Origin of the sequence: Mesorhizobium sp. M0626 (assembly GCF_040320665.1) — a bacterium.
In the GTDB taxonomy this organism is placed as follows: domain Bacteria; phylum Pseudomonadota; class Alphaproteobacteria; order Rhizobiales; family Rhizobiaceae; genus Mesorhizobium.
This window is the reverse complement of sequence record NZ_JAMYQD010000027.1, coordinates 23664-49064: the sequence shown is the minus strand read 5'-3', so window position 1 is coordinate 49064 and position 25401 is coordinate 23664. Positions and strand designations below refer to the sequence as shown.

Annotated in this window: 19 protein-coding genes and 1 tRNA gene; 13 read left to right on the top strand and 7 right to left on the bottom strand. The window is 62.1% G+C overall.

From position 1 onward, the window contains the following. Positions 1-759 carry a polysaccharide deacetylase family protein gene (locus NKI37_RS28215; protein WP_023685073.1) on the bottom strand — a complete coding sequence of 253 codons (759 nt, stop codon included), beginning with the start codon at positions 757-759 and terminating at the stop codon, positions 1-3. Further along, positions 756-1844, bottom strand: a complete 1089-nt coding sequence (locus tag NKI37_RS28210; protein WP_352790601.1) for a glycosyltransferase family 4 protein — start codon at positions 1842-1844, stop codon at positions 756-758. Before NKI37_RS28210 ends, NKI37_RS28215 begins: the two co-directional genes overlap by 4 nt. A 74-nt stretch (positions 1845-1918) precedes the next feature. Between NKI37_RS28210 and NKI37_RS28205 the strand changes: the two genes are divergently transcribed. The 7 genes from NKI37_RS28205 (at position 1919) to NKI37_RS28175 (ending at position 11552) form a co-directional block, all read left to right on the top strand. Then, positions 1919-3097 carry a DUF3095 domain-containing protein gene (locus NKI37_RS28205; protein WP_352790599.1) on the top strand — a complete coding sequence of 393 codons (1179 nt, stop codon included), beginning with the start codon at positions 1919-1921 and terminating at the stop codon, positions 3095-3097. A gap of 303 nt (positions 3098-3400) precedes the next feature. After that, a complete protein-coding gene (locus tag NKI37_RS28200; protein ID WP_023726703.1) occupies positions 3401-4741 on the top strand; it encodes an adenylate/guanylate cyclase domain-containing protein in 1341 nt (446 codons plus the stop codon). A 151-nt stretch (positions 4742-4892) separates the two neighbouring features. Next, positions 4893-6788, top strand: a complete 1896-nt coding sequence (locus NKI37_RS28195) for an ABC transporter ATP-binding protein (protein ID WP_023672138.1) — start codon at positions 4893-4895, stop codon at positions 6786-6788. Beyond that, a complete protein-coding gene (locus NKI37_RS28190; RefSeq protein WP_352765790.1) occupies positions 6785-8683 on the top strand; it encodes an ABC transporter substrate-binding protein in 1899 nt (632 codons plus the stop codon). The genes NKI37_RS28195 and NKI37_RS28190 overlap by 4 nt, the downstream gene beginning before the upstream one ends. A 2-nt stretch (positions 8684-8685) precedes the next feature. Continuing rightward, positions 8686-9684 (top strand): ABC transporter permease, encoded by a 999-nt coding sequence (locus tag NKI37_RS28185; protein ID WP_023672136.1) that lies wholly within the window; start codon positions 8686-8688, stop codon positions 9682-9684. Continuing rightward, complete coding sequence (locus tag NKI37_RS28180) at positions 9681-10862, top strand: ABC transporter permease (protein ID WP_023702557.1); 1182 nt, start codon at positions 9681-9683, stop codon at positions 10860-10862. The genes NKI37_RS28185 and NKI37_RS28180 overlap by 4 nt, the downstream gene beginning before the upstream one ends. A gap of 210 nt (positions 10863-11072) precedes the next feature. Next, complete coding sequence (locus tag NKI37_RS28175) at positions 11073-11552, top strand: class I SAM-dependent methyltransferase (RefSeq protein WP_023726700.1); 480 nt, start codon at positions 11073-11075, stop codon at positions 11550-11552. Positions 11553-11567: 15 nt separating this feature from the next. Here the strand turns inward: NKI37_RS28175 and NKI37_RS28170 are convergent, their stop codons facing one another. After that, the gene (locus tag NKI37_RS28170; protein WP_023685078.1) at positions 11568-12983 is read right to left on the bottom strand and encodes an adenylate/guanylate cyclase domain-containing protein; all 1416 of its coding nucleotides are present in this window, start codon (positions 12981-12983) and stop codon (positions 11568-11570) included. Between the two features lie 297 nt (positions 12984-13280). On the opposite strand from NKI37_RS28170, the gene NKI37_RS28165 reads away from it, so the two are divergent. The 3 genes from NKI37_RS28165 (at position 13281) to NKI37_RS28155 (ending at position 16133) form a co-directional block, all read left to right on the top strand. Then, complete coding sequence (locus NKI37_RS28165) at positions 13281-14102, top strand: hypothetical protein (protein ID WP_352790596.1); 822 nt, start codon at positions 13281-13283, stop codon at positions 14100-14102. A gap of 136 nt (positions 14103-14238) precedes the next feature. After that, positions 14239-14760: a GNAT family N-acetyltransferase gene (locus NKI37_RS28160; protein WP_023685080.1), complete on the top strand. Its 522-nt coding sequence runs from the start codon at positions 14239-14241 to the stop codon at positions 14758-14760. After that, positions 14760-16133, top strand: a complete 1374-nt coding sequence (locus tag NKI37_RS28155; RefSeq protein WP_352712985.1) for a hypothetical protein — start codon at positions 14760-14762, stop codon at positions 16131-16133. The genes NKI37_RS28160 and NKI37_RS28155 overlap by 1 nt, the downstream gene beginning before the upstream one ends. A gap of 20 nt (positions 16134-16153) precedes the next feature. Here the strand turns inward: NKI37_RS28155 and NKI37_RS28150 are convergent, their stop codons facing one another. Beyond that, positions 16154-17917 carry an adenylate/guanylate cyclase domain-containing protein gene (locus NKI37_RS28150; protein ID WP_023687631.1) on the bottom strand — a complete coding sequence of 588 codons (1764 nt, stop codon included), beginning with the start codon at positions 17915-17917 and terminating at the stop codon, positions 16154-16156. A gap of 290 nt (positions 17918-18207) precedes the next feature. On the opposite strand from NKI37_RS28150, the gene NKI37_RS28145 reads away from it, so the two are divergent. Together NKI37_RS28145 and NKI37_RS28140 are read left to right on the top strand one after the other, a co-directional pair. After that, positions 18208-21492 carry an adenylate/guanylate cyclase domain-containing protein gene (locus NKI37_RS28145; protein WP_023672128.1) on the top strand — a complete coding sequence of 1095 codons (3285 nt, stop codon included), beginning with the start codon at positions 18208-18210 and terminating at the stop codon, positions 21490-21492. A gap of 19 nt (positions 21493-21511) precedes the next feature. After that, entirely contained in the window at positions 21512-22192 is a 681-nt protein-coding gene (locus NKI37_RS28140) for a redoxin domain-containing protein (RefSeq protein WP_352790595.1), read from the top strand. Between the two features lie 20 nt (positions 22193-22212). On the opposite strand, the gene NKI37_RS28135 is transcribed toward NKI37_RS28140, so the two are convergent. The 3 genes from NKI37_RS28135 to NKI37_RS28125 all read right to left on the bottom strand — a co-directional run bounded on the left by NKI37_RS28135 (position 22213) and on the right by NKI37_RS28125 (position 24637). Further along, entirely contained in the window at positions 22213-23781 is a 1569-nt protein-coding gene (locus NKI37_RS28135) for an SAM-dependent methyltransferase (protein WP_352790593.1), read from the bottom strand. Positions 23782-23783: 2 nt separating this feature from the next. Continuing rightward, entirely contained in the window at positions 23784-24434 is a 651-nt protein-coding gene (locus tag NKI37_RS28130; protein WP_352790591.1) for a hypothetical protein, read from the bottom strand. 128 nt (positions 24435-24562) lie between these two features. Further along, positions 24563-24637: transfer RNA gene (locus tag NKI37_RS28125), tRNA-Gly, on the bottom strand. A gap of 216 nt (positions 24638-24853) precedes the next feature. Between NKI37_RS28125 and NKI37_RS28120 the strand changes: the two genes are divergently transcribed. Beyond that, positions 24854-25351, top strand: a complete 498-nt coding sequence (locus tag NKI37_RS28120; protein WP_023687634.1) for a prolyl-tRNA synthetase associated domain-containing protein — start codon at positions 24854-24856, stop codon at positions 25349-25351. Positions 25352-25401: the final 50 nt, after the last annotated feature.

The window sequence follows — 25401 nt, the reverse complement described above, 5'->3', positions numbered from 1 at the left end:
CTATTTTCCGGCGCTGCGTTCGGTCAATGTGCTGATCGGAAGCCATGCGCAGGCTTCGGTCCGCGCGGTGATCGTGAACAGCCGTTCGAGGAAAAGCCATGCCGATTCATCATGGACGAGATGGTGGGTGAGCAGGCCGACCGGTTCGCCGCCGTCGAATGCACGCTGCAATTGCGCGACGATGGCCTGAACCAACAGACCATGATCGCGGCAGCCGCGCGTGCCATGCCAATCCATGATGTCGACATTGCTGTTGATGACCGCCAAGGAAGCCGGCCTTGGCGGCCCGAACACCGACAATGCCGCAAATCCTATCGATCCGAGGTCGGGTACCAGGCCGGCGTCGATCCGGTTCCAGGGCGGCACCAGCATCGGAACCGCACGTGCGCCGTGCAGGCCGGTTACACGCGACAGCCCGCCGGCCAGCTCATCCAGCACCACCTCGCGTGGCCGATGCGCGCCGAGCTCCTGCTTTTTTTGACCCTCGGGCGCATGATTTCGGTGCGCCCAGCCATGAATGGCGACCGTGGCATGCGGCGCGGCGTCAAGCCGGACGACAAGCTTCCCGTCGGTCTGGGCCGGAATGACGGCCAGAGTGACCGGAACCGCGAAGTCACCGGTGAGGTCGAGCAACCGATCGAGCGCCGGCGTCGGATCCACGGCGTCGTCGTCGCGCAGCCAGAACTCTGCCTTGCGGCCCCACCGTTGCCGATGCGCCAGCTCGTCCACCAGAGGCTGCCAAATCGGGTCGGACGTCATGACAACGGGATCATCTTGAGAAGTTCCGCCAGACGGGCCTTTGCAGCACCGAGAGAGCGTTCTTCGAGAACGAAACGTCTGGCCTCTGCAGCCATGATGGTTCTTTCGTCATTATTGGCCAGAAGCCTTGCGATGGCCGAAGCGAACGCCCCCACATCGCCCGGCGGGGTGAGAAACCCGGTCTGGCCATGCCGCACGACCTCCGGCACGCCGGCAATGTCCTGAGCCACCACCGGAAGGCCGGCGGCCTGTGCTTCAAGATAGGCAATGCCATAGGCCTCGCCGTAACCCGGCCAGACGTAGATTCCCCCGCGATAAAGGACATCCGGCACGGCGGCAGGCTCGATGGCGCCAAGCCATTCGATACGGTCGGCGGGCAAGCCGGCGAATTGCGCCTTTACCTCGTCACGGGCAGGTCCGTCCCCGACGACCGATAGCGTCCAGGGGAGATGGCCGATCAACCCGAGCGCCTGCGCCAGCATGCGATAGCTCAAGACCTTGTCGCCCGGGCGCATCATGGCGACGGTCACGAGGCGCGTCGGATAATCCAGTACCGGCATTTCGTGGAATGCCGATGTGTCGATGAAGGGTGAAAGCATACCGAGAGCGGCGTGGGGGACAGCATCCGCCAGCCCCTGGCGATCCCTTTGCGTGAAGCAGATGTTCAGCGCCGCCTGTTCGATGGCTCGCGCGACCAATGCTTGGCTATCGGCCCACGAACCGGCGTTGCGCCGTTCGGAATAGGAGGCTTCGGCCGTCACATAGGGGACGGCAAAGGCCAACGCCAGCTCGGGCCCGATCAGGTCGGGCGCCTTGTAGTAGGGATGATAGGAGAACCAGAGATCGGGCTTGCCGTCACGGTCCCAAAGCCTTGTCAGTCGCGCGGCTTCGTCCCGGGCCTCGATCATGAGCGCATCGAAACTTTTCGGTTCCGGCTGGCGTAGATAGAGGCGCAACTCCGATGCCAGTTCGACGCTATGCCCGCCATGCTGCAGCGCCTGGACCAGCATCCGTGCCATCTGGCGGTCGCCGGAGACAACGGGATGATTGGGCGACTTCAGCGGGGCGTAGAAGGCAATTCGCATCGCGCGATCCTATCATCGCAAAGCCTGCCCAAGTCAATTTCGAGGCATGATCGACTTCACCTTCAAGCGCTGGAATGTGCTATCTGATGCTTATGGAAACAGCTGTCGCGTCCGACCCGTTCGTCGCTTCTTTGCCGGTCTTCGCAAAGTTCGAAAGCGTTGCCGATATCGACAACTATCGGCCTCTCCCCGATGGCTGGGCGCTGGCCACCGCCGACATCGTCGGCTCGACCAAGGCGATCGAAGCCGGGCGCTACAAAACCGTCAATATGGCCGGCGCCAGCGTCATTTCGGCGCTGCTCAATGCACTGGGCCGGCAAGATCTTCCCTTCGTCTTCGGCGGCGACGGCGCGCTCGTGGCGTTTCCCGGCTCGGCGCTGGAGATCGCCCGTAACGCGCTGGCTTCTGTCCAGAGATGGGTGGCGGACGAACTGGACCTGACCTTGCGTGCCGCAATCGTGCCGATAAAGGACATAAGAGCGCAAGGCCTCGACGTTCGCGTGGCGAGGTTCCAGGCCTCCGAAGCAGCCTTCTATGCCATGTTCGCCGGCGGCGGCGGCAGTTGGGCGGAAGCCGAAATGAAAGCCGGGCGCTACCGCGTCGACCCCGCCCCGGCCGGCGCGCGGCCGGATCTGACCGGCCTCTCCTGCCGCTGGAACCCGATCGAAGCCCGGCATGGCGAAATTGTCTCGATCATAGCCGTGCCCGGGGCATCGCGCGACTTGCGTGGTTTCCAGTTTCTGGCTTCCGACATCATCGCCCTTGCCGGCAGGCAGGAGCGCGATGGCCACCCGGTGCCGGTGGACGGTCCGGCCTATAGTCTCTTGCCCGCCGGTCTCGATGTCGAGGCACGGGCCACGGCGCCGCCGGGGCGGCGGTGGCTGGCCAAGCTGTGGGTGATCTTCCTGATGACGCTTACGGCCGTCACCGACAAATTGGGCTGGACGATCGGCGGTTTCGACCCGAAGGTCTACAAGCGCGAGGTGGCCAGCAATTCGGATTTCCGCAAGTTCGACGACGGCTTGAAGATGACCATCGACGTCGACGCGGATGTGTTGCAGCGGATCGAGAACCGGCTGAAACAAGCGGAAGAGGCCGGCATCTGCAACTATGGCCTGCACCGCCAGAAGTCGGCCTTGATGACATGCCTCGTCATCTCGCCGCTGCAGCGCGAGCATGTTCACTTCATCGATGGCGCCGCCGGCGGCTATGCAATGGCTGCCGCAAGCCTGAAGGCGAAGGCGCCGGTCTGATGACGGCTTGGGGAATCGATTTTCCGCAATGCGCCGCGGCCATGGTTCTTGGGACCCGGCGAGCCCGACGGTGCCTGAGCCGACCAATTATTTGCGCGATGTCAGGATCGGGATTGCACTTCGCCGGCAGCCTCGCCACATAGTGTTGCAGGTGATTTGTGCGGTCGACGTCTGCTTGCTTCCTGCAAGGACAGTCATTCGGGATATTCTTCGCCGGCTTCTGCCCCCGAAGCCGGCTTCATTGACTTCGAGAATTTTGCGGATCAAAGGAGATGGCTCGTCTTCGACGGGTTTCGAGATAGCATGAGCACAGCGCAAACAGAAATTTCCAACATTCTCATGGATAAGGTTGCCGATTGGCTGACCCAATCGGCGCTGGCGGGCGACGACCTGGAAACATTGGTCAAGGGTTTTTGTGAACGGCTGGCTGCTGCCGGCCTGCCGCTGAAGCGGGTGCATTTGAGCTTTTCGATGCTGCATCCGCTTTATGACGCGCTCGGTTTCACCTGGATTCGCGGCCAAGGCCTGGAAGTGGAAGGCTTCCGGAGTGAGAACGGCGTCCATTCCGACAGATTCCTGACCAGCCCATACTACCATCTGCTCAGCAACAAGCTCGACCATCTGCGGCGCCGGCTCGACCCGTCGGTGCGGTCGGAGTTTCCTGTTTTCGATGAGCTCAGGCTTATGGGCGTCACCGATTACATGGCTTTCGTCCATCCCTTCAACGGCGATACAAGTCAGGGCATGTTGGGGTCCTGGTCCACCGACAGTGCTTCAGGCTTCAGCGACAGCATGATTTCGGCGCTGCTGCGGATCCAGAACCATCTCGCTATAGCAAGCAAGATGGCGGTGCTCACCAAGCTCGCCGACAACATGATGACCACGTATCTCGGCGGTGACGCCGGCAGGCGCGTGCTGGACGGCCAGATCAAGCGCGGCGAGGGCGACACAATCCGGGCCGCGCTGGTGATGGGCGATATGCGCGGGTCGACAAGGCTCGCCGAAACCTCCGGCCGCGAAGTCTATATCGATACGCTGAACCAGTTTTTCGATGCCATCGCAGCACCTTTCAATCGCAAAGGCGGGCAGATCATGAGTTTCCTGGGGGATGGATTCATTGCCGTCTACCCCTGCGAAAGGCACCGGGCGCAGTCAGAGATCGCCTGCCAGGCTGCTCTTGCGGCTGCGCACAAGGCCAGCATGCGCATGATGGAGCTCAATCTGCGCAGAAAAGAGCAAGGACTGGGCGACATAAAATTTGGTATCGGCCTTCATGTCGGCAATGTGATGTTCGGCAATGTCGGGCTTACCGACCGACTCACATTCTCCGTCTTCGGCTCGGCTGTAAACGAGGTCCAGCGTCTCCAGACCCTGACTAAGAAATATCCGCACAGCGTTCTCGCCAGCAAGGACTTCGCCGGCTATTGCGGGGCCAACAGCTGGCTGACGCTCGGCGAGGAGGAACTGGCGGGCAGCAAGCAGAAGCTGACGGTGCTTTCACCCGATCTGTCGGGTGCTCTCGCACTCGATGAAGACGCTGCGCTGCAGCCGTTTCACGATCGGATATCGGACGCCGAGCAGGTCATGCTGCTTCATCGCGATGCCGCGCGGCTGTCGGCGGGCGACCGGAGGAAGCTCCAGTAGTCACCACCATCCGATCTGGACGCCCTGGTATGCTGTCCGGCCGCCGGTCGCCGGGGAATTCGTTTCGAATCCAAGTTGCTCTGCGCTGACAATGCGCTAGTCTTGCTTTTTGGGGCCGGTCGGGAGGCGCCAGATTGGGGCTGGTGTGGGAATGGATGCAGGCGTTGATCTGCTGCGGATCGAGGATGTTGGCATCTCTTTTGCCATTGTCGGGGGACCGTTGCATGCCGTCAGGCGGGCAAATCTTCGCGTCCTGCCCGGCAAGGTCACCGCGCTTGTCGGTGAGTCCGGTTCCGGAAAATCGGTTCTCAGCCAGGCCGTGATGGGCATCTTGCCGAACACGGCCCATGTTCGCGGCCGTATCCTGTTTTCCGATCCCAAAAAGCCCGGCACGACGCAGGATATCCTGCAGATGCCGCGCGACGGACCCGAAATCCGGGCGTTGAGAGGCAGCCGCATCGGCAAGATCTTTCAGGAGCCGATGACATCGCTGTCGCCGCTGCACACGATCGGCAACCAGGTCAGCGAATCCCTGCAGATTCATACGCACATGGATCGGACGGAGCGCAAGGCACGGACCGAGGAAATGCTCGGCCTCGTCGGGTTTCCCAATCCCAAGCGCGCCTACGACATGTATCCGTTCGAACTTTCGGGAGGATTGCGGCAACGCGCTATGATCGCCATGGCGCTTATCTGCCGGCCCGCTCTGTTGATCGCCGATGAGCCGACGACGGCGTTGGACGTCACCATCCAGGCGCAAATCCTGCAATTGCTGCGTGGGCTCCAGACCAAGCTCAACATGGCAATGCTGCTGATCACGCACGACCTCGGCGTGGTCGCCAATGTCGCCGACGAGGTGGTCGTCATGTACCATGGCGAGATCATGGAAGCAGGCCCTGTGGAGGCAATATTCCGCCGGCCAGGCCACCCTTACCTGAAGGGCCTCATGGCAGCCGTTCCGCATTTCGACCTGAAGCCTGGCGAAAGACTGAAGGCGCTCCGCGAGGTGCCGGTGAATGTCGGGACCCTGCTGGGCAAGCAGACGGCGCCGGAAGCGAAGGGGCCGGACGACATTCTGCTGTCGGTCAGGGATCTGAAAAAGGTCTACACCATCCGCAACTCCGGATGGTTCAGCGGGAGCCATCAGACCTCTGTTCGCGCCGTGGACGGCGTCAGCTTCGACATCAGGCGAGGTGAGTGCCTGGGCCTGGTTGGCGAAAGCGGTTGCGGCAAAACCACCGTCAGCAAGATCCTGATGCGGGCCGTCACCCCTACCGGCGGCTCCGTGATCTTCAACGGCCGCGACGGACCGATCGACGTCCTGGAAGCCGAGGGAGACGCCCTGCGCTTGCTGCGGGCGAAACTCCAGATGGTTTTCCAGGATCCGGTCTCGTCGCTTTCGCCTCGCATGACCGTGGAAAACATCTTGAGCGAGCCGCTGGAAATCCATCAACGTGGCAATGCCGCGTCCCGGCTAGCCACGGTCAAGAGCCTGATGCAGGCAATCGGGCTCGATCCGCGCTTCATCCAGCGTTATCCCCACAGCTTCTCCGGCGGGCAGCGTCAGCGTATCGGCATTGCGCGCGCCTTGGCGCTGGGGCCTGAACTGCTGATCTGCGACGAGCCGGTTTCGGCGCTCGATGTCTCCGTGCAGGCGCAGATCCTGAACCTTCTGAAGGACCTGCAGAAGGAACTGGGCCTGACCTACCTGTTCATATCCCACAATCTGGCGGTGGTGGACTACATGGCGGACCGCATCGCCGTGATGTGCGGCGGGCGTATCGTCGAGCTTGCGCCGCGCGAAATTCTGCTCAGGAAACCGATCCACCCCTACACGCGCTCACTGCTCGCCGCAGTCCCTTTCCCCGATCTCGACCGGCCCATGGATTTCAAGACGCTGAAGCTCGGCGGCGCTTCCGACACCAGCGCATGGGGCCCGCAATTCCGCGACGAGGGCGAAGAGGATATGCTGTCGCCGCTCGATCTTGGCGGCGGCCACCTCGTCCTGGCCCGACGTTCGGCCGATGTCAGCGAGTTACGCCATTGATCAGCCGCCGCACTGTCCTTGGTCTCATGGCTTCGGCATTTCTGCCGGGCACGGCGCGCGCCGGCGATCTGGAGCCGGATTTTCTTCAGCCGCAGCTGAAAGCCAGGGCTCTGCCGCCACTCGCGGAGCGCCTGCCCAAGAGCCCGCGCGCGTTGAACCTCGCCGCGATGGGCCGGCAGCCCGGCCAGTATGGCGGCACGCTGCGTACGATCATCGGCAGCCAGAAAGATATCCGGATGATGACGATCTACGGGTATTCCCGGCTGGTCGGCTATGACGAGAAGCTTAACTTTCAGGCCGACATTCTCGAAAGTTTCGACGTGAAGGACGATCGCGTCTTCACGTTCAAGATTCGGGAAGGCCATAAATGGTCAGACGGCAGCCTGCTGACGCCGGAGGATTTTCGTTATTGCTGGGAAGATGTCTGGCTGAACGATGAGCTTTCGCAAGGGGGGCTCGCCCCTGCCCTGCTGGCGGACGGCAAGCCGCCACGTTTCGAGATCGTCGATCCGTTGACGGTCCGCTACAGTTGGGACGCGCCCAATCCCGACTTCCTGCCCAAACTTGCCGCTGCTTCGCCGACACCGCTTGTTTTGCCAGCCGCCTATCTCAAGCAGTTCCACAAGAAATATCAGGATCCATTCCGGCTCGCCGGCCTGATGAAGGAGAACCGGACCGCAAAATGGACGCTGCTGCACATCCGCATGTCGCGGCAGTATCGCCCGGAGAACCCGGATCTGCCGACACTCGACCCCTGGCAGAACCGGACCAAGCCGCCGGCCGAGCAGTTCATCTTCGAGCGCAACCCGTTCTTTCATCGAACAGACGAGAACGGCCGGCAACTGCCCTATGTCGACCGGATCATCATGAATGTCAGCTCGTCGGCGATCATCTCCGCCAAGACCGGTGCGGGCGAGAGCGACCTGCAATGCATGGGAATCGACTTCAGCGATTACTCCTTCCTGAAGGACGCGGAGAAGCGCTACCCGGTGAAGATGCATCTGTGGAAACGCACACAGGGTTCGCGGCTGGCGCTCATGCCCAATCTGAATTGTGCCGACCCGGTGTGGCGCGGCCTTTTGCGTGACGTGCGCGTGCGACGCGCCCTTTCGCTCGCTGTCGACCGTCGCGAGATCAACATGGCCGTCTTCTACGGATTGGCGCAGGAAAGCGCCGACACGGTCTTGCCGGAGAGCCCGCTCTACCGGCCGGAATTCGCGAAAGCCTGGATCGCCCACGATCCCGACCAGGCCAATGCGCTGCTTGACGAGGTCGGGCTTCAGGCCCGTGACGATGACGGCCTGCGGCTACTTCCCGATGGACGCCCGGCGCAGATCATCGTGGAAACAGCCGGCGAAAGCACGCTGGAAACCGATGCGCTCGAACTCATCACCGATCACTGGCGCAAGATCGGCATCGCTTTGTTCATCCGGACTTCGCAGCGCGACATCTTCCGCAGCCGCGCGCTTGGCGGCCAGATCCTGATGTCGATGTCGTCGGGCATCGACAATGGCGTGCCGACCGCCGACATGAATCCATACCAGCTGGCCCCAACCATCGACGACCAGCTGCAATGGCCGCTCTGGGGCGCTTACTATCTGTCGCATGGCAAGATGGGTGAGGCGCCCGATGTTCCTGAAGTGGTCGAGTTGATGGCTTTGCTCAAGCGCTGGAACGGGTCGACCGAATCCAGCGAGCGCGCCGAAATCTGGAATTCGATGCTGTCGATCTACACCGATCAGGTGTTCTCTATCGGTACGGTGAACGAAACACTTCAGCCGATTCTGGTATCCTCGCGGCTGCGCAACCTGCCTGACAAAGCACTCTACGGCTACGACCCGACCTCCTATTTCGGTGTCTATTTGCTGGACACATTCTGGCTTGGAGGCTCCTGAGCGTGCTTCGATATCTTGTCTGGCGCATCGCCGTGATGGTTCCAACGCTGCTGGTCATATCGGCGCTGGTGTTCACCATCATCGAACTTCCACCGGGCGACTATTTCGACAGCTATGTCGCTGAGCTTCGGGCCCAGGGCGAAGCGGTGGATTCCGACCGCATCCAGATGATGCGCAAGGAATATGGTTTCGACCAGCCGCCGGTCATTCGCTACTTCTACTGGGTGGGCGGGATGCTGCACGGCGATTTCGGCTATTCCTTCGAATATGAGCTGCCGGTTCGCGACGTCGTCGGCGACCGAATGTGGCTGACCGTGCTGGTTTCCTTCGTCACGATCATCTTCACCTGGCTCATCGCCTTTCCGATCGGCATGTACTCCGCCACGCATCAATACAGCTGGGGCGACTACGGCCTGACTTTCTTCGGCCTTCTCGGCCTTGCCATTCCGAATTTCATGCTGGCGCTGATCCTGATGTATTTCGCCAACATCTGGTTCGGCACGTCCATCGGCCACCTCATGGACCAGCAATATCTCGGCGAGCCGATGAGCTGGGCCAAGGCGAAGTCGATCCTCGCCCATCTCTGGATCCCGGTCCTGATCATCGGCACCGGCGGCACGGCGAGCATGATCCGGCGGCTGCGCGCCAATCTGCTCGACGAACTGCACAAGCAATATGTCGTTACGGCGCGCGCCAAGGGCCTGCATCCGTTCAAGGCGCTGGTCAAATATCCGCTGCGCATGGCGCTCAATTTCTTCATTTCCGACATCGGCTCGATCCTGCCTGCCATCATTTCCGGCGCCGAAATCACGGCTATCGTTCTGTCATTGGAAACGACCGGGCCGATGCTGATCAAGGCGCTGCAAAGCCAGGATATGTATCTGGCTGGGTCATTCCTGATGTTCCTCGCCTTCCTTACGGTCATCGGCGTGCTGATTTCCGACCTGGCGCTGGCGCTGCTTGATCCACGAATTCGTTTGCAGGGTGGCAGCACCAAATGAAGCAGGACTCGCCGCTGCCCGCTCCGGGTGCTCCACTGCAACACTACATTTCCGGCGCGCCCTTCGACCTGCAGTCGGTCGAGGCGATGACGCCGGAGCAATCGAAGGTCTTTCAGGCATCGCAGTTGCGGCTGATGTGGTGGAAATTCCGCAAACACCGGCTTGCGCTTATATCCGGCATATTCCTGGCAGTGCTGTATTCCGGGATACTTATCTGCGAGTTCCTGGCGCCCTACAATCTGCACTCGCGCAACATGGACTACATCTATGCGCCGCCGCAGCACGTGCACCTGTTCCACAATGGCGAGTTCGTCGGGCCGTTCGTCTATGGCCGCCAGATGACGCTGGATATGGACACGCTCAAGCGGAACTACATCGAGAACCACGACGACGTTCAGCGGCTCCGTTTCTTCTGCCAGGGCGACACTTATCGGTTCTGGGGCCTGATCGAAGGTGACAGGCATTTTGTCTGTCCTGCCGAAAACGGGCAGCTGTTTCTGGCCGGCACCGACAGGCTGGGGCGCGACGTGCTCTCGCGCATGATCTATGGCGCACGCATTTCACTGACTATCGGCCTCGTCGGCATCAGTTTCAGCTTCCTGCTCGGCATCGTCATCGGCGGACTGGCCGGCTATCACGGCGGTATCTTCGACTTGATCGTCCAACGGATAATCGAAGTCCTGCAATCGATTCCCAGCATTCCGCTATGGCTGGCCCTGGCGGCGATCATGCCGATAACGTGGAGTCCGATCCTGATCTATTTCGGCATCACCGTCATCCTCGGGCTGCTCGACTGGACCGGACTGGCGCGCGCCGTGCGTTCAAAGCTTCTGGCCTTGCGCGAGGAGGATTACGTTCTGGCGGCGCAATTGATGGGCGCCGGAAGCAGCCGCATCATCAGGCGGCATCTCATTCCCGGCTTCATGTCGCATCTGATCGCGACGGCGACGCTCTCCATCCCTGGCATGATCCTGGGCGAAACGGCGCTGAGCTTCCTCGGGCTCGGCCTGAGAGCGCCGATCACCAGCTGGGGCATCCTGCTCACAGAGGCGCGCAGCGTCAGCGTGATCGCGTTCTATCCATGGCTGCTTTTGCCGATGCTGCCGGTCATCCTCGTCATCATGGCGTTCAACTTCCTCGGCGACGGCTTGCGGGACGCCGCGGACCCCTACAAGTGAGATCGCCATTCCGCCACGCATAGTGCCGCCGACGCCACCCGGAATGTCGCTTGCCGGCCTCCTGTACGGTTGTTGCACTGTTTATTGTCCGCCCCTATATGTGCCGACTCGCAATCGAGCTTAGCGCGTCAGCTTCGGGATTCACCCGTGAACAATTCTTGTCGCGGGCGTTACCGATCTCTTGATCTGGTTCAGGACACACAATCGCATATGAGTCGCCTCGATAATTTCATCAGCAGGATGACCGCGCAGCGCGACATTCTCAATCGAATCTGCCCCGAGGTGGCGAAGATGGAGGGGCTTGTGCTTGAGCTCGGCCTCGGCAATGGCCGGACATTCCACCATCTGCGCGAGCTTCTGCCCGGGCGCCGGATCGTGGTGTTCGACCGCGAAGTTGGCGCGCACACTAGCTCAATTCCCGAAGCTGAAAACCTCGTGCTCGGCGAAATACGCGAGACGGGCCGCAAGTTCATTGGCATCGAAGCCGCCCTTGTTCATGCCGACATCGGCACCGGCTATGACGATCGCGATGCAGTGACCGCTACCTGGCTTCCCGATCTGATTGCGAGCCTGCTTCGCGTCGGCGGCTTCGCGGTCAGTGGCACGCCGCTCGATCACCCGCTGCTGCAACAGCTCCCGGCGCCCACTTCGGAGCCCGCCGACCGTTATTTCCTCTGCAAGCGCGTGTGAGCGGTAGAGAACTCTTCAGGGGATCGTATAAACCGCAATCTCCCGCTCGATGCCGCGCAGCGAGACCTCGTGCGGCACGGGCGTCAGCGCGTTCCTGTGCAACAAATCGGCAGTGAGATTGTCGTCGACCACCGCACGCGTGGCGAAGATCGCCTGTGCGTTGGCGAGGTTCTGGACCCGCGAAGCAATGTTGACCGTCTGGCCGAAATAATCCTGCCGCTCGTTCATGGACACGGCTATGCAGGGGCCGGCATGAACACCGATCTTGAGCAGAAGGTCCTCGCGCCCGCTTTTGTCATTGAGCGCCCGCATGGCGTCGCGCATCCGCAGCGCCGCGGCAATCGCACGGTCAGGCGTCGCGAAGGTCGCCATCACCGCATCGCCGATCGTCTTCACAACCGCGCCTGCCTCCGCCGCGACGATCTCGTGCAGAACCTGGAAATGCTCGCGCACGAGATCGAAGGCTGAAAGATCGCCCACCCGCTCGTAAAGCTCGGTCGATCCGCGCAGATCGGTGAACAGGAAGGTCAGGCTGGTGATCTTCAGGCGCTGGTTGATGTCGAGCGTATCCGTGCGATAGAGATCCCGGAACGTCTGGTTGGTGAGCAGGCGCTTGGCGGTCACGAAGGGCCGGCGCTTGCCCAGGAAATCATGCAATACCGGGCAGGCGATGAAGACCGTCGGCAGCACGCGCGTGTCGGTCCTGTTTTCCAGCGAAATGCGCAATGGGCCGGGCTGCATCTCCAGCGTCTGGCTCTGGACATGGTCGCGGTCGAAGGCCAGAGAGAGGTTTCGCCGCTCTTTTGCCGGTTCGCCCTTCGCGTCGATGAACTGGGCCGAATGTGTGACCGGCTCGAAGACGATGATGAATTGGGGCGGAAGCTGGATGTGCAGAACCGCCTTTTCACCGGGCGCAAGCTCGATATCTTCCAGCGAGAACGCTTCCATCTTTTCCGCCAGATCCTCGTCCGGCAGATCGGCCCCGGACGCCCAGTAGATCTGGCGGTAATATTCCACCAACGGCAGTTCGTGTGGATTGTGGGCGGCAATCCTGCGCACACGGGGACTGACGGTGAATGTCACCTCGACCATCTCGTCGAGTGTCGGCGAATAGCCCTGGGAGCACAGCGCGCAGGTGTATTCGTCCTTCTGCATGGTTTTCAGCGTGGCGTTGGTGTCGAGCACGCCGCCACAGCCGGGGCACAGAACATTCCAGGAAATGTCGAAGATGCCCACCCGCGCCGCATGGAGAAAGGCGCTTATGGTGCGTTCCTCGTCGAGGCCATGCTTGCTGGCGAAGGCGAGCGCATTGATGCGGCAAAGTTCGCGGTCCTTGCCCTCGGCGATGGTTTGCCGGATTGCGTCGATTGCCTGCGGATCGACATCGGTCGATTGCCGCAGAAGCGAGAACAGATCCTGAGCTTCGGTCATCGTGCAGGCTCCGGAAATTGCGCCGCTAGAGCATGATGCCGAAAAGTGTGAAGCGGTTTTCGGACGACATCATGCTCTTCCTGATTCAGAGGCGGATTCAGATTTCAGGTCGGACAGACCTGAAATCATCCGGCTCTAGGCGTGTTGGCCGGACCGATCTTCGACCCGAACGCTCCATCATACTGCTAAACGGACCGGACGGCCATTCGAATGGACAAGCCTGGTGACAGGTCAATTTCCATTTGTTGAATTCCAAACTATGATAGCCCATGGGGCGTTCATCTCTGGGGTTTCTCCATGCCGACACGCGACAACCCGCCATTTCCGGCGGCCCTGCGCCTTTTCTCGGCGGGGGTCATCATCGTCCTGATCGTCGGGGCCGGCCTGTTTTTCGCGCCTGCGCTGGTCAAGCCGCGCTGGCCCTGGGCCGTCACGCCGTTCAATGCCCGCTTCCTCGGCGGCTTCTACACCGCCGAAATGGCAGTGATGGCGGCGCTGCTGGTCTGGAATCGCTGGTCGCCCGGCAGGCTCGTGCTGGTCATGGCCTTCATCTTCACCGTCATCGTGTCGGCGGCTTCGTTCATCAATCTCGGTTATTTCAACTTCGAGCGCAAAGCCCCCTGGCTCTGGTTTCTGGTCTATCTTGCGTCAGCCGCGGTATCCGGGCTGTTCCTGTGGCGGGCAAGGGCCCGCCCTTCTGCAAAAGGCGTGATCTTGAACCCCGCATGGCGCGCCTACCTACCGGTGGAAATGACGATCCTCGGGGCCTACGGCGTCGGCCTGTTGCTGTTTCCCCTGACATTCGGTGGCTTCTGGCCATGGCCGATCGATGCCTTCCACGCCCAGGTCTACAGCGCCATCTTCCTCGCGGGTGCAGGCGGCACCTATCTCGTCTGGAGAAGTGCGCCGCGTGAGGAATTGCTGGTGCTCGGCCTGGCGCAGTTTCTGGTTGGCCTGCTTGCCGTCCTTGGCCTCGTCATCACCGACGCCGCCGTGCACCGGATCGACTGGACGGCGGCCGGGACATTGTGCTGGCTCGCCCTTTTCGGCTGGATCGGCGTCAGCGGTATCCTCAAACTCTACGCCGCCTCCCGGCATTTTGCCGCGCAATCGGCATAGGTCGCAGAGACGGCTGGATTTTCAGGTGACGTCCGGTGCATCGTGCCGGGCATATTGCCTCTGTCCTTTGTTCTGACGCAATTCCGGACGGAAAACCGCTCACACTTTTCCTGGAATTGCTGTAGCCGGAAAAGCCATGACCAGCACGACCTCCTTATCCGAGAAAATCCAGCCGCAGCTCCGGGCTGTCCGGCCAAGCGATGCCGAGGCGCTGTGCGCTATCTTCAATATGCCGGGCTTCCGCTGGGGCACGCTCAGGATGCCGTTCGAGATGGTGGAGCAGGTGGAGCGGCGCATCGCCAAGTCCGGCCCGGAAACCACCTGGATCGTTGCCGAGTTGGACGGCAAGGTTGTCGGCCACGGCAGCCTGGTCGCGCAGGGTTCGCCGCGCCGCTCGCATATCGGCGAGATCAATATCGGCCTTGACGATGGTTTTGTCGGCAGAGGCATCGGCTCTGCCATCCTAGGCGCGCTGCTTGACGTGGCCGACAATTGGCGCGCCCTTAAGCGGGTCGAATTGACTGTCTATGCCGACAACGAACCGGCCATCCGTCTCTACACAAGCCATGGCTTCGAGGTCGAAGGCCGGCATGTGAAGGCCGGTTTTACCGACGGGCAGTACCACGACCTCCTGAGCATGGCCCGGCTGCGGTTCTGATGACCGCCGTCCCTGCCCTTGCCCCTCCGGTGGACATTTTGGCCGTGCTGTCGCTGCTCTGCCCGGAGGTCGTGCGTGACATCGAGCAGAACTGGAATGCACCGGTTTCCGATTATGCCCGCCATCTGTGGCGGCCGGTGGCAAGGCCTGGATCGGCCCCGTCGATTGCTGCCCGCTCGATCCTGCGCGACGTCCTGCAGCAGCGCCTCGGTGCGATCGTGCAGCCTGAAGCGATCGGCAAGGCCCTCGACGAATTCGACCACAGACCGGTTATCCAGTCCGGCCTGCACTGCCTGCTTCTGATGGATCGCATCACCTTCGATGCCCTGCTGCTTGCCTGGCTCGGCGCGGTCGAAAACGGGCTGTCGGCTTTTTTCGGCTTCATGGGAACGACCATGACCATGGAGACAACCGGCCGGGAAGGGCCGGGATGGCTCGATGTCGGCGACGACAAGGTCAATTTGTTTGGCATGGGGCGCCACAAACTGTGCCGCAAAAGCGCCTGCGCGGCCGGTCCCGTCGCCCTCAACGGGCGCGCGCTCGAAACGGTGGGCAATGAGACGGATGCCAGAAGCTGGCTGGGCACGCTGCTTGCCAGCCAGGACAAGGTGTTTGCAACCGCCGCCGATGCGCTGACAGAACTCAACGAGGATCTGGTCGCCGATTGGGATCGTTCCGGCATGGCTCGGCCGGTTTTCATCGATGATAGGCTGGCCGCGACTGTCGTGTCGCGGCATCTGGAAGATGAAGGCAGCCTTCTTTCCAGGCTGCTCCTCGAGCCCGCAAGGCGCCGGCGTCTCGACCATGCCTTGCAAGAAGCCGCATCGGGCCCATTTGGCAGGTTCCTGCCCAATGCCACGGACTATTTCTGGGGCATCCGCGAGCAGCGCGTGCGCAAGCTCGTCCTCGAGAACGGGCGGCTGATCGAGCCTGACAGGCCGCATGGTCTTTCCATCCCGTTCGAGCGGCCGCATCTCCAGCAGGCACTGCTGGACGGCCTGCTTTTGCCGGACTTGTTCCTGATGTTCCTTGCCCTTGCCATATTGCCGCGCGTGCGGGTTGTGGGCGGCCTGAGACAGATTGGCTATGTCGCGCTTTTCCACTCGATCCTGCTGGCTGCGCTTGATGAAAACGCGCCAGAAGAGCGCGATCTGGCCGCCGAGCTGCAGGTTCGGGAAAATGCCTGGGGCATGCGGGTCATCGATGAAAAGATCTCGGTCCGCGAGCAGCTTGCCGGACTGCCGGAAGGGGCGCTGTTCCCGGACCTGCTGCGGCAATACCGGTTGCGGACATTTGCCGAGACGACCGATGACCTGAAACCGGTTCGCGAAAACGCCCGATGGCGCAAGATCGGCCGGGCCTCGGGCCTCTGATCCGGCCGGGCTTTAGCCCGTCATTGCACCACGCCGGCCTTGCGGAGCCCCTCTACCATCAGTTCGAAATCGGCAGGGTTCTTGTAAGGCAAGACCTTGCGACGGTGTTCCAGCGAATAGGCGGGATTGACGCGAAGCAGGTCCTGCCATGCCGTATGGGCCTCCTCCAAACGGCCCAGATGGCCGTAGCATGCGGCCAGAAGCGCACGCGAGACGTCGGTGACAGCGTTGCGAGCCAGCCGTTGCAGCAAGAGGTCGACGGCCTCTTCGTACCTTCCCAGTTGAAACGATGTCAAAGCCTGGAAGTGCAGAAGCACATCCGGAAAGTATGGATTCAAGGTCTTTCCCCGGGCGAAACTCTCTAGCGCCTCCGCGGGTCTACCCGAATAATACAGCGCCTCGCCGCGGGCGACGTGCGCTTCGGCGAAGTTCGGATTGAGGGCTATCGCGCGCTCGACCTCGCCGATGGCTTCATCGTGCCGCCGTGTGTAAAGCTTGGCCGATGCCAGCGCCCAGTGCGCCCAGGGATCGCTGTCATCCAGCGTTACCGCTCGCGTTGCTGCCTCTTCCGCTTGCGCCATCGAGTCCGACGCACCCCACCTGTTGAGGTAATCGAGCCCGTACGTGAGGGCTAGGAAAGCGTGGGCAGAGGCAAATTTCGGGTCCAGTTCGATGGCCCGCTGCAAGAGCTCGCGGGCCGCGACGTTCGTGTCCTTCGTCAGCCGGTGCCACAGCTCCCGGCCCCGCAGGAAACAGTCATACGCCTCCGGGTTGCGCTGGTGTTCGGGCGCCAGCCGCAGACGGTCATCCTCGGTCAGATTGAGCGCCAGCGCACCGACGATGTGCTGCGTCACGTCATCCTGCACGGCGAATATGTCAGTCAGATCGCGATCGAACCGCTCCGCCCAAAGATGGCCGCCTGAGATTGCATCGATGAGCTGCGCGGTGATGCGTACCTTGTTCCCCGACTTGCGTACGCTGCCTTCAAGGACATAGCGCACGCCGAGCTTCGTGCCGACATCCTGCACATGGACGTTCTGGCCCTTGAAGATGAACGACGAATTGCGAGCGATGACGAAGAGCTGTGACAGTTTGGACAGCGCCGTGATGATGTCTTCGGAGATGCCGTCGGCGAAGTAGTCCTGTTCGGCATCACCGCTCATATTGGCGAACGGCAGCACGGCGATCGACAGTTTCGGCGGCGCTGCCGCAGCCGGAGGGCTCGTCGGGGTTTGCGAGGTCACGGCCACCTTGGCCCCGGCGCCGACCTGCAGCGAATACACCCGGATCGGCTCGGCGATGTTCTTGAGCTGTGTGCTGCCGAGATCGCTGACCGAGAGGTCAAGCCTGGCCTTGACCTGGCGATAGGCATCCTCGGACAGGCAGATGGCGCCGGGCGCCGCAACGCCCTCCAGACGCGAGGCGATGTTGACGCCGTCACCCATCAGGTCGCCATCGCTCTCTTCGACCACGTCGCCCAGATGGATGCCTATCCTGAACTCGATGCGGCGCTCCTGCGGTACGCCGGCATTGCGCTCAACCATACCGTTTTGAATCTCAACGGCGCAGCGCACGGCATCGACCACACTGCGAAACTCAACCAGTGCCCCATCTCCGGTACGCTTGATAACCCGCCCGTGGTGCACTGCAATGATCGGATCGATCAGGTCGCTGCGCAGTGCCCGCAACCGCGCCAAGGTACGATCTTCGTCCGCGCTCGCGAGCCGGCTGTATCCGACCACATCTGCAGCCAGGATTGCGGCCAGCTTACGGTTCTCGCTCATGGGTCGCCTCCTCATCTCCATCATAGCAGGAAGACGGCGGGACGAGGAAATTTTCGCAAATCACGGCCACGCAGCCGCCCGTATCGGCAGTGCTCCACCGCCGAACCCAGACCGATGCCCATTTGCGCTGCCGCTTGCCGGTTGACGACTATCGGTTCATCCTTGTGAATACCCCGGCCGTGACGAGCGTGGCGAGATCACGCGTCATGGCCCAAGGTCAAAGAGATAGAGCATGATGTCGTCCGAAAACCGCTTCACACTCTTCGGCATCATGCTCTGGTGAGGTGTCCATGAACTGCTCGGGCTGCGGTTTCGAGATCGAGGGCGGTTACGCCTTCTGTCCGAAGTGTGGCCGCCGCCAGCCCGTGCCATGCGCCAGTTGCGGCTACGCCTGCGCACCTGATTTCGAGTTCTGTCCTAAATGTGGGGCAAGCGTCGGTGCGTCCGCAAAAGCTGCCGAACGGCCTGCTCCGACACCAAGCCGCACCATTGCGCAGCCCTCTCGAGCTCCATCGCCGAACATCGAAAGCGAAGAGGGGCCGCATTCCGTCTCCGACGCCGATCGACGAACGGTAACGGTGCTGTTCGCCGATCTCTGCGGCTTCACGACACTCAGCGAGCAGCTCGACCCCGAGGTCATGCAGGCGCTGCAGAACGAACTGTTCAAGGAATTGACGGCGGCCGTGCAAGGCTTTGGTGGTTTCGTCGACAAATTCATCGGCGACGCTCTGCTCGCCTTATTCGGTGCGCCGGTCGCGCATGAGGACGATCCGGAACGTGCGCTTCGAGCCGCTCTCGACATGATCGCCCGGACGGCGCGGCTCGGTGAAAGCACCCGCCACTCCGGCTCGCCGCTGCTGCTCCACATAGGCATAAACACGGGTCCGGTCGTTACTGGCGGATTGGGCATCGGCACCGCCAAATCCTATTCGGTGACCGGCGACACGGTGAATACGGCGCAACGCCTGCAATCGCTGGCTGCACCGGGTGAGGTGCTGGTGGGCGAACTCACGCACAGGCTGACCCGGCATGCCTTCTCGTACGAGTCGCTGGGCGATGTCGTCTTTCGCGGCAAGGCTGGCAGTGTGCTCGTCCACCGACTGGATGCACCGCTTGCGGCGCCGCGTGCAGCGCGCGGGCTCGAGGCGCTCGGCCTCAGTGCGCCCATAATAGGTCGTGATGCGGAGCTCAACAGAATGCTGGCGAGCCTTGACTTGGCGTGCGGCGGCTCGGCCCAGCTTGTCCGCCTCGTCGGCGAAGCCGGTATCGGGAAGTCGCGGTTGGTGAAGGAGTTCGTCGCCCGCGTCGGCGACGAGGATCGTTTTCGCAACGTCGCCGTGCGGCAGGCCACGTGCTCACCGCTGGGTGAACAATCATTTGGCGCCCTGGGTGCAGTGGTGCGCAGCGCTGCCGGGATGATGCAAAACGACAATGGGGACGAAATGCGGGGCAAGCTCGCAGCCTTGCTTGCCGATCTCGGCCTGCAGGGCGAGGAGGCGAAGCGGCTGATGCCTTTGCTCTACCATGTGCTTGGCCTCGGCGACCCCGATGCCACCTTGCAGCATGTCGAGCCCGAGCAGCTGCGGCGGCAAATTCTCTACGCGGTCCGCACAATCATGGAACGGCGGCTTGCGTTGTCGCCGCTGTTGATTGTCGTCGAAGACCTGCACTGGGCCGACTCCGTCTCGCTCGAGGCACTGCGTTTCGTGATGGACAGACTGGAACGCACGCGGCTGATGTTGCTGGTCACGCATCGTCCGGCGTCGGACAACGACCAACTCGACTCAAGTCGGGTCAGCCACACAGCGCTCAGGCTTTCGCCGCTCGACAGCGATGACGGACGCCGCCTGGTGGCGGCGCTTTTCGGCGAGAGCTGGGTAAACGCCGCAGGAGGGCTTCTCGACCAGATCCTCGAGCGCGCGGGCGGCAACCCGCTTTTCTTGGAGGAGATCGTTCGCGGCCTTATCGATCGCGGTGTATTGGTGCGCGAGGGCCAGCAATGGCGGACCGTGGCAGGCGAAGTCGCAACCGGCATCCCCGCCACGATCCAGGCAATGTTGCTTGCTCGCGTCGACCGGCTGCCGCAAGAGGTGCGCCGGTTGGCCCAGGAAGCCGCGGTAATCGGCCCGCGCTTCGATGCCACGCTTCTGAAAGCCGTGGCAGCCGACCCCGGCCGACTGGAAGCGGGCTGCGAACTGCTTTGCGATGCGGAAATCATCGAGGAAGTTGCCGGATCAGGCTCGGTCTCGTCGCAAAGCTACCGCTTTACGCAAACATTGCTGCAGGACGTGATCTACCAGAATCTGCTCCTGCAACGCCGGACCGACATCCACCGCCGGGTAGGTGCCGCCCTGGAGCAACTGTGCGGCGACAAGCCGGAACGGTTCGAGGATCTGGCCGTGCTCGGTCATCATTTCGCTCAGAGCGCCGAGCGGGAGAGGGGCGCGCATTACCTGCAGGCGGCGGGAGATCGCGCTCGCATGATATACGCCAATGACGACGCCCTTCGTTTCTACGAGCGAGCACTGACTGCGTTGGGCGCGATCGGGCAAACACCGCTCAAACTGGCAATTGCAGAGCGCATTGCCGATTTGAGCGGCCCGGCAGGCCGCCGCGAGATTGCACACCGCCACTACGAGGCGGTGCTGCAGGCCTATCGCGAGTCAGCCGATCGTGTCGCGGCGGCGCGCGTTTTGCGCAAGATCGGTCGGCTGTTTTGGGACGTGGGCAAGCGGGACGACGCGGAATCGCGCTACGCTGAAGCGGCAGCGCTCCTCGATGGAGCGGATGCCCCGATCGAGCAGGCGCATCTCTGGCAAGAACGTGGCCGACAGGCGTTCCGCAGCGGAGATCACACTCTCGCGGCAAAATGGGCAGACGCGGCGCTGGATTGCGTACGCTCTCTGACAACGGAACATGTCTCCGATGATGCCACCCTCGTGACCGCCGAGGCACTTAATACCAAGGCTGTTGCGCTGGCTCGCCTTGGGCGAAACCATGAAGCCGTGCGTGAGGTTGAGCGCAGCATTGAATTGGCCGAAGCCGCCGGTCTGCTGGGCGCGGCCTGCCGCGGCTACACCAATCTCGGGGTGCTCTACACGACCATCGATCCGGCGAAGGCGATGGAGGTCTGTCGGCGCGGTCTTGAAGTGGCGCGCCGTATTGGCGATTTGGGTTTCCAGGCGCGCCTCCTCGCCAATCTGGCGGTAGCTTGTTGTACTTTCACGGATCGCTGTCCAACGGAGGGCGTGCCTGCTGCCGAGAAGGCCATCGAGATTGACCGGGCGCTCGACCAGCGCGAGCACCTGCCAGTGCCGTTGATCGTGCTTGGGCAGATCCACCAGTGCAACGGCCATCCGGAACTGGCGATCGGCTTGTTCCACGAAGCACTGGAGGTAGCCCGCGAAACGGGCGAGCCCCAACTGCTGTTTCCGTGCTATGATGGACTCGCAACGCTTAATCTCGACCTCGACAATCTGGCCGAGGCCGAACGCTACTTTTCCCTGGCGCAGGGTATATGCGCCCAGCACGGGCTCGACCCGGAAGCGCTTGTGGTGCTGCCTTTTCTCGACTAGCCGGGATAGGGGGTTGGACATGTCCGCGCCTAGTGGATTGATACCGCTTCAACCGGGCGACCGGGCGCCGAACCTGATACTCGACGCCATTACCCAGGAAGGCAAGATTGCGCTTGACGACTTTCGCGGGCAAAAACCGGTGCTGGTCGGCCTGTTTCGAGGTCTGCATTGTGCGTTTTGCCGGCGCCACATCGCCGCTCAGGCGCGTCTCGATCCGGAGCTGCGCGAAAAGGGCGTGGAGAGCCTGACGGTGGTCAACACGCCGATCGAACGGGCGCGGCTCTATTTCCGCTACCATCCAATGCCGAACCTGCTTGCGGCGTCGGACCCGGAACGCGCTTCACATCGTGCTTTTGGACTGCCCAATCTCGAATTCACCGAGAACGAGACGAACTGGCCGTACAAGGTCGCGATGGCAGCGGCACAGGACATGCGGGTCGACATAGCTGGCGAATTGCCCGGTCCCATGGATCCGATGACAGCCGCCGCAATCCTCGACAAGAAGGACCACTACGAACTGACCGAAGCCGACGAGCAGATGATGGCCACGGGACACGGACAACTGGTTGGTCAGTTCCTGCTGGACCGGCAGGGGATCGTCCGCTGGAGCTTCACGGAGGTCCCGGAGGGTGGGCGATACATGTTTGGCGCCCCAAACCCGAAGGAGCTGATGTCAGCCGTGTCGCAAGTCGCCCAATAATGAACTGACAAGTTCACCGTTTATCCGAGCACGGCCTCGACAGTGGCGACAAAGTCATCGAGCGAGCGGTCGCCGCGAATCTCGATGCGCGGAAGGTCGATGAGATCGCTATGGAGGTCCGCCGGCCCGTGCCTGCGGCCGAAGCCTACTCGATAGCCGCACTCCCTAGCCAGCCGGCCAAGCCGTCGGTCGGTGACGGAGAAGGGGGCCGCGAACGCCCTGGTTGGCCGGCCGGTCCAGCGTTCGATGAACAGACGAGAGCGCAGGAGCTCGGCGGCCAGGTCAGCGCTCGACAGACCATCTATGGCGCGATGCGTCGCCATGTGGCTGCCGAAGAAGGCGCCTTCGGCAGCGAGGCGTCGCACCGTCCCGGCGCCCATAAGCGGCGTCGGCGGACCGATGTCGGTGTCCCACTTTGCACTTTCGCCCACCAGGTCCGTCACCAGGAACACTTCCGCGTTCAGGTCGTTGGCGCGCAAGATCGGCCAGGCATGGTCGGCGAAGTTCTGGAAGCCGTCATCGAAAGTGATGAGCACCGGGCGGCCGACGAAAGGCTGACGGTTGGCGATGGATGCTTCCAGCTGCTCGGAGCCAATGGCGTGAAAGCCATTGGCGCGCAGCCATCCCATCTGGCTGGCGAATGCGGCGGGCGTGAGCCGAAAGCGAGCGAGCGCGGCCGGACCTTCATCGGCAACGCCGTGATACATGAGGACAGGGATATGCTGGCGCTGCTCGTTACGTGCGACGTCGCGGCGCAAGGCTCGCGCCCCACCCCAGACGATATTTCGCGCGACGCCGATTTCGATGGGCGCGCGGATCGGCACATGATCGATCACCGGGTCCGTCGCCACATCGCCCGGCGATAGGCGGCGGAAGCGGTCTATGCGGTAGAGCTCGGTCTGGATCGATTGCTCGAGCACCAGGCCTTCGGTCGCTGCCAGCGTCTCGGAGATCGCCTGGGCACCGAATGTGTTCCAGTCGAAGCCCGTCTTTTCGACATTGTCACGCAGCACGAATGCGTGTGCGCTGATGAAACTACCGCCAGGCGCCAACGCCTCGGCAAATTTCTTGGCGATGCGCCGCAACTCGGCGAGATCGTCCAGATAGTAGAGCACCTCCGAACAGAAGATCAGATCCATCTCACCCGGCAGCGTGTCGGCAGCGAAATCGAGTACGCCGAACTCGACATTCGCCTGATTGTTGCATCGGGCGCGGGCTCGCTCGATGGCTATGGCGGAGATGTCGGTTGCGGTCAGATGGCCCACGCGCGGCGCCAGCTGCCGCGTGAAATGGCCCTCCGCACAGGCCAGCTCAAGCGCCCGGCCGATGGGACCGGCAGGCAGGATCTCGATCTGCCGCTCATATTTTTCCTGCTCATAGAGCGAGCTGTAGTTCCAGGGATCCTCGGTCGCGAAATAGCTGTTCCAGAACGCCGTGCGATCCTTGTCGTGCTTGTCCGCGACCCGTGCGCGGCGCGGCGTAACAGGCTCTGACGGTTCAGCGCTCGACCGAACCAGGTCATGCGCCTGTGCGGCCAATTGCGCGAGTTTGCCGAAGTGGCTGTCCGGATCGGGCTCGCTTCCCGCCATGGTCAACGACGCCTCGGCTGCAGGCGTGTTGACGTGGTCGCGCCGGCGCCCTTTTGCGGTGCAGGCGATCCTCCCGCAAGCCGCTCAGCAGGCACTACATCCAGGATCAATTCAATCCAATGATCGCTCGTCACAGTCCCGAGTGCACCGAACTGCACTACAGCCTCGATCCGGCCATCCAGCATCAGATGGGCATAAATCTGATCGATGCCTTCCGGCAGTTCGGTCGCGGTCGGATTGCGAGCGTCGACGCGAATTCCGAGCGTTCGCGCCAGCCTGCGCGGCGTGGCAAGATCGTCGGGTTCGAGAAGCATTTGCTCAAGCTGGTACTGGACGCGGCGAGCCGCTGCGGGATTGTCCCAGACCTTGCCGAGTTCGATGATCAATGCGGTGGTTGCGCTGCCGAAGCTGTCCCACCGGGCAGCCAGTTGCCCCGGCACCGAAAGGCTTCCTGCCACAAGGCCATCGAAGATCACCTTGGCGATCTCACGCGCCCACTTGCGTCCCGCCGGCAGCGCGCGCAGGGGCTGCGGGTCGATCGAGCGCGAGCCTGAGCCGCATTCGGACGCGGCGTTCCGCAACGCCAGCCAAGCAAGCGCTTCGGATGCGGTGCCGCCTTTCGCCGAAATTGAACCCGAGGGATTGTGCGCCACGCCGTCTTACCTGCGCCTGGTTCTGAGGGAGAACAAGTGTCCCGCAACGCGCTTACATCGCCGGTCTGGAAAAAGCAAAAGGCGCCCCGAAAGGCGCCTCTTCATCGCTTGATTCCCCTAGAGGAAACTGGAGCGGGTGAAGCGATTCGAACGCTCGACCCCAACCTTGGCAAGGTTGTGCTCTACCCCTGAGCTACACCCGCTCACACGGCCCTTTGGCCGCAAGCCGGGCCTATATGGCTGAAGAGCGCGGCGATTGCAACAGGGAAATGACGGGCTTTTTGGTCGCGCCAAATCGCTTGGCGGAACCTTGTCGGCCACGCGGGTGGTTCATCGACTTCCCGCATGACGGTCTTGTCTCGGCGGCATCATTGGCCGTAAACGGCTTTGCCGCGCGCCGATACAGGGGAAGACCACCAATGCCGAAGACCGAAGCCGAGCTTTTCGCCTTTCTTGCCGATCTCGGCATATCAGTGTCGACCGTGCGCCATCCGCCGCTCTATACGGTGGCCGATTCGCAGTCGCTGCGCGGCGAGATACCGGGCGGGCACACGAAAAATCTGTTTCTCAAGGACAAGAAGGACAATTTCTTCCTGGTCAGCGTCGGCGAGGAGGCGGTCGTCGACCTGAAGCAGATCCACACGATCATCGGCGCCGCCGGCCGGGTGTCGTTCGGCAAGCCGGAGATGCTGATGGAGCTGCTCGGTGTCATTCCGGGCGCGGTCACCGTGTTCGGGCTGATCAACGACACCGAAAGACGGGTCAAGGTGGTGCTCGACCAGGATTTGATTGCACATGCGACAGTCAACGCGCATCCGCTGACCAATGAGGCGACGACGTCGATCGCGTCCGCCGACCTCATCAGATTCGTCGAGGCAACCGGACATGATGCTGCTATCTTGAAAGTCTCGGCTTGATCGCCACATGGATGGCGAAAACTGACCTCTAGTTAAGGACGTCGCGCTGC

What these genes read in the sequence shown, in the direction of transcription:
- NKI37_RS28145 (WP_023672128.1), top strand. Translation starts at nt 18,208, where the DNA reads ATGAACTGCTCGGGCTGCGGTTTCGAGATCGAGGGCGGTTACGCCTTC.
- NKI37_RS28140 (WP_352790595.1), top strand. Translation starts at nt 21,512, where the DNA reads ATGTCCGCGCCTAGTGGATTGATACCGCTTCAACCGGGCGACCGGGCG.
- NKI37_RS28215 (WP_023685073.1), bottom strand. Translation starts at nt 759, where the DNA reads ATGACGTCCGACCCGATTTGGCAGCCTCTGGTGGACGAGCTGGCGCAT.
- NKI37_RS28155 (WP_352712985.1), top strand. Translation starts at nt 14,760, where the DNA reads ATGACCGCCGTCCCTGCCCTTGCCCCTCCGGTGGACATTTTGGCCGTG.
- NKI37_RS28175 (WP_023726700.1), top strand. Translation starts at nt 11,073, where the DNA reads ATGAGTCGCCTCGATAATTTCATCAGCAGGATGACCGCGCAGCGCGAC.
- NKI37_RS28210 (WP_352790601.1), bottom strand. Translation starts at nt 1,844, where the DNA reads ATGCGAATTGCCTTCTACGCCCCGCTGAAGTCGCCCAATCATCCCGTT.
- NKI37_RS28170 (WP_023685078.1), bottom strand. Translation starts at nt 12,983, where the DNA reads ATGACCGAAGCTCAGGATCTGTTCTCGCTTCTGCGGCAATCGACCGAT.
- NKI37_RS28120 (WP_023687634.1), top strand. Translation starts at nt 24,854, where the DNA reads ATGCCGAAGACCGAAGCCGAGCTTTTCGCCTTTCTTGCCGATCTCGGC.
- NKI37_RS28195 (WP_023672138.1), top strand. Translation starts at nt 4,893, where the DNA reads ATGGATGCAGGCGTTGATCTGCTGCGGATCGAGGATGTTGGCATCTCT.
- NKI37_RS28205 (WP_352790599.1), top strand. Translation starts at nt 1,919, where the DNA reads ATGTGCTATCTGATGCTTATGGAAACAGCTGTCGCGTCCGACCCGTTC.
- NKI37_RS28135 (WP_352790593.1), bottom strand. Translation starts at nt 23,781, where the DNA reads ATGGCGGGAAGCGAGCCCGATCCGGACAGCCACTTCGGCAAACTCGCG.
- NKI37_RS28165 (WP_352790596.1), top strand. Translation starts at nt 13,281, where the DNA reads ATGCCGACACGCGACAACCCGCCATTTCCGGCGGCCCTGCGCCTTTTC.
- NKI37_RS28180 (WP_023702557.1), top strand. Translation starts at nt 9,681, where the DNA reads ATGAAGCAGGACTCGCCGCTGCCCGCTCCGGGTGCTCCACTGCAACAC.
- NKI37_RS28160 (WP_023685080.1), top strand. Translation starts at nt 14,239, where the DNA reads ATGACCAGCACGACCTCCTTATCCGAGAAAATCCAGCCGCAGCTCCGG.
- NKI37_RS28150 (WP_023687631.1), bottom strand. Translation starts at nt 17,917, where the DNA reads ATGAGCGAGAACCGTAAGCTGGCCGCAATCCTGGCTGCAGATGTGGTC.
- NKI37_RS28200 (WP_023726703.1), top strand. Translation starts at nt 3,401, where the DNA reads ATGAGCACAGCGCAAACAGAAATTTCCAACATTCTCATGGATAAGGTT.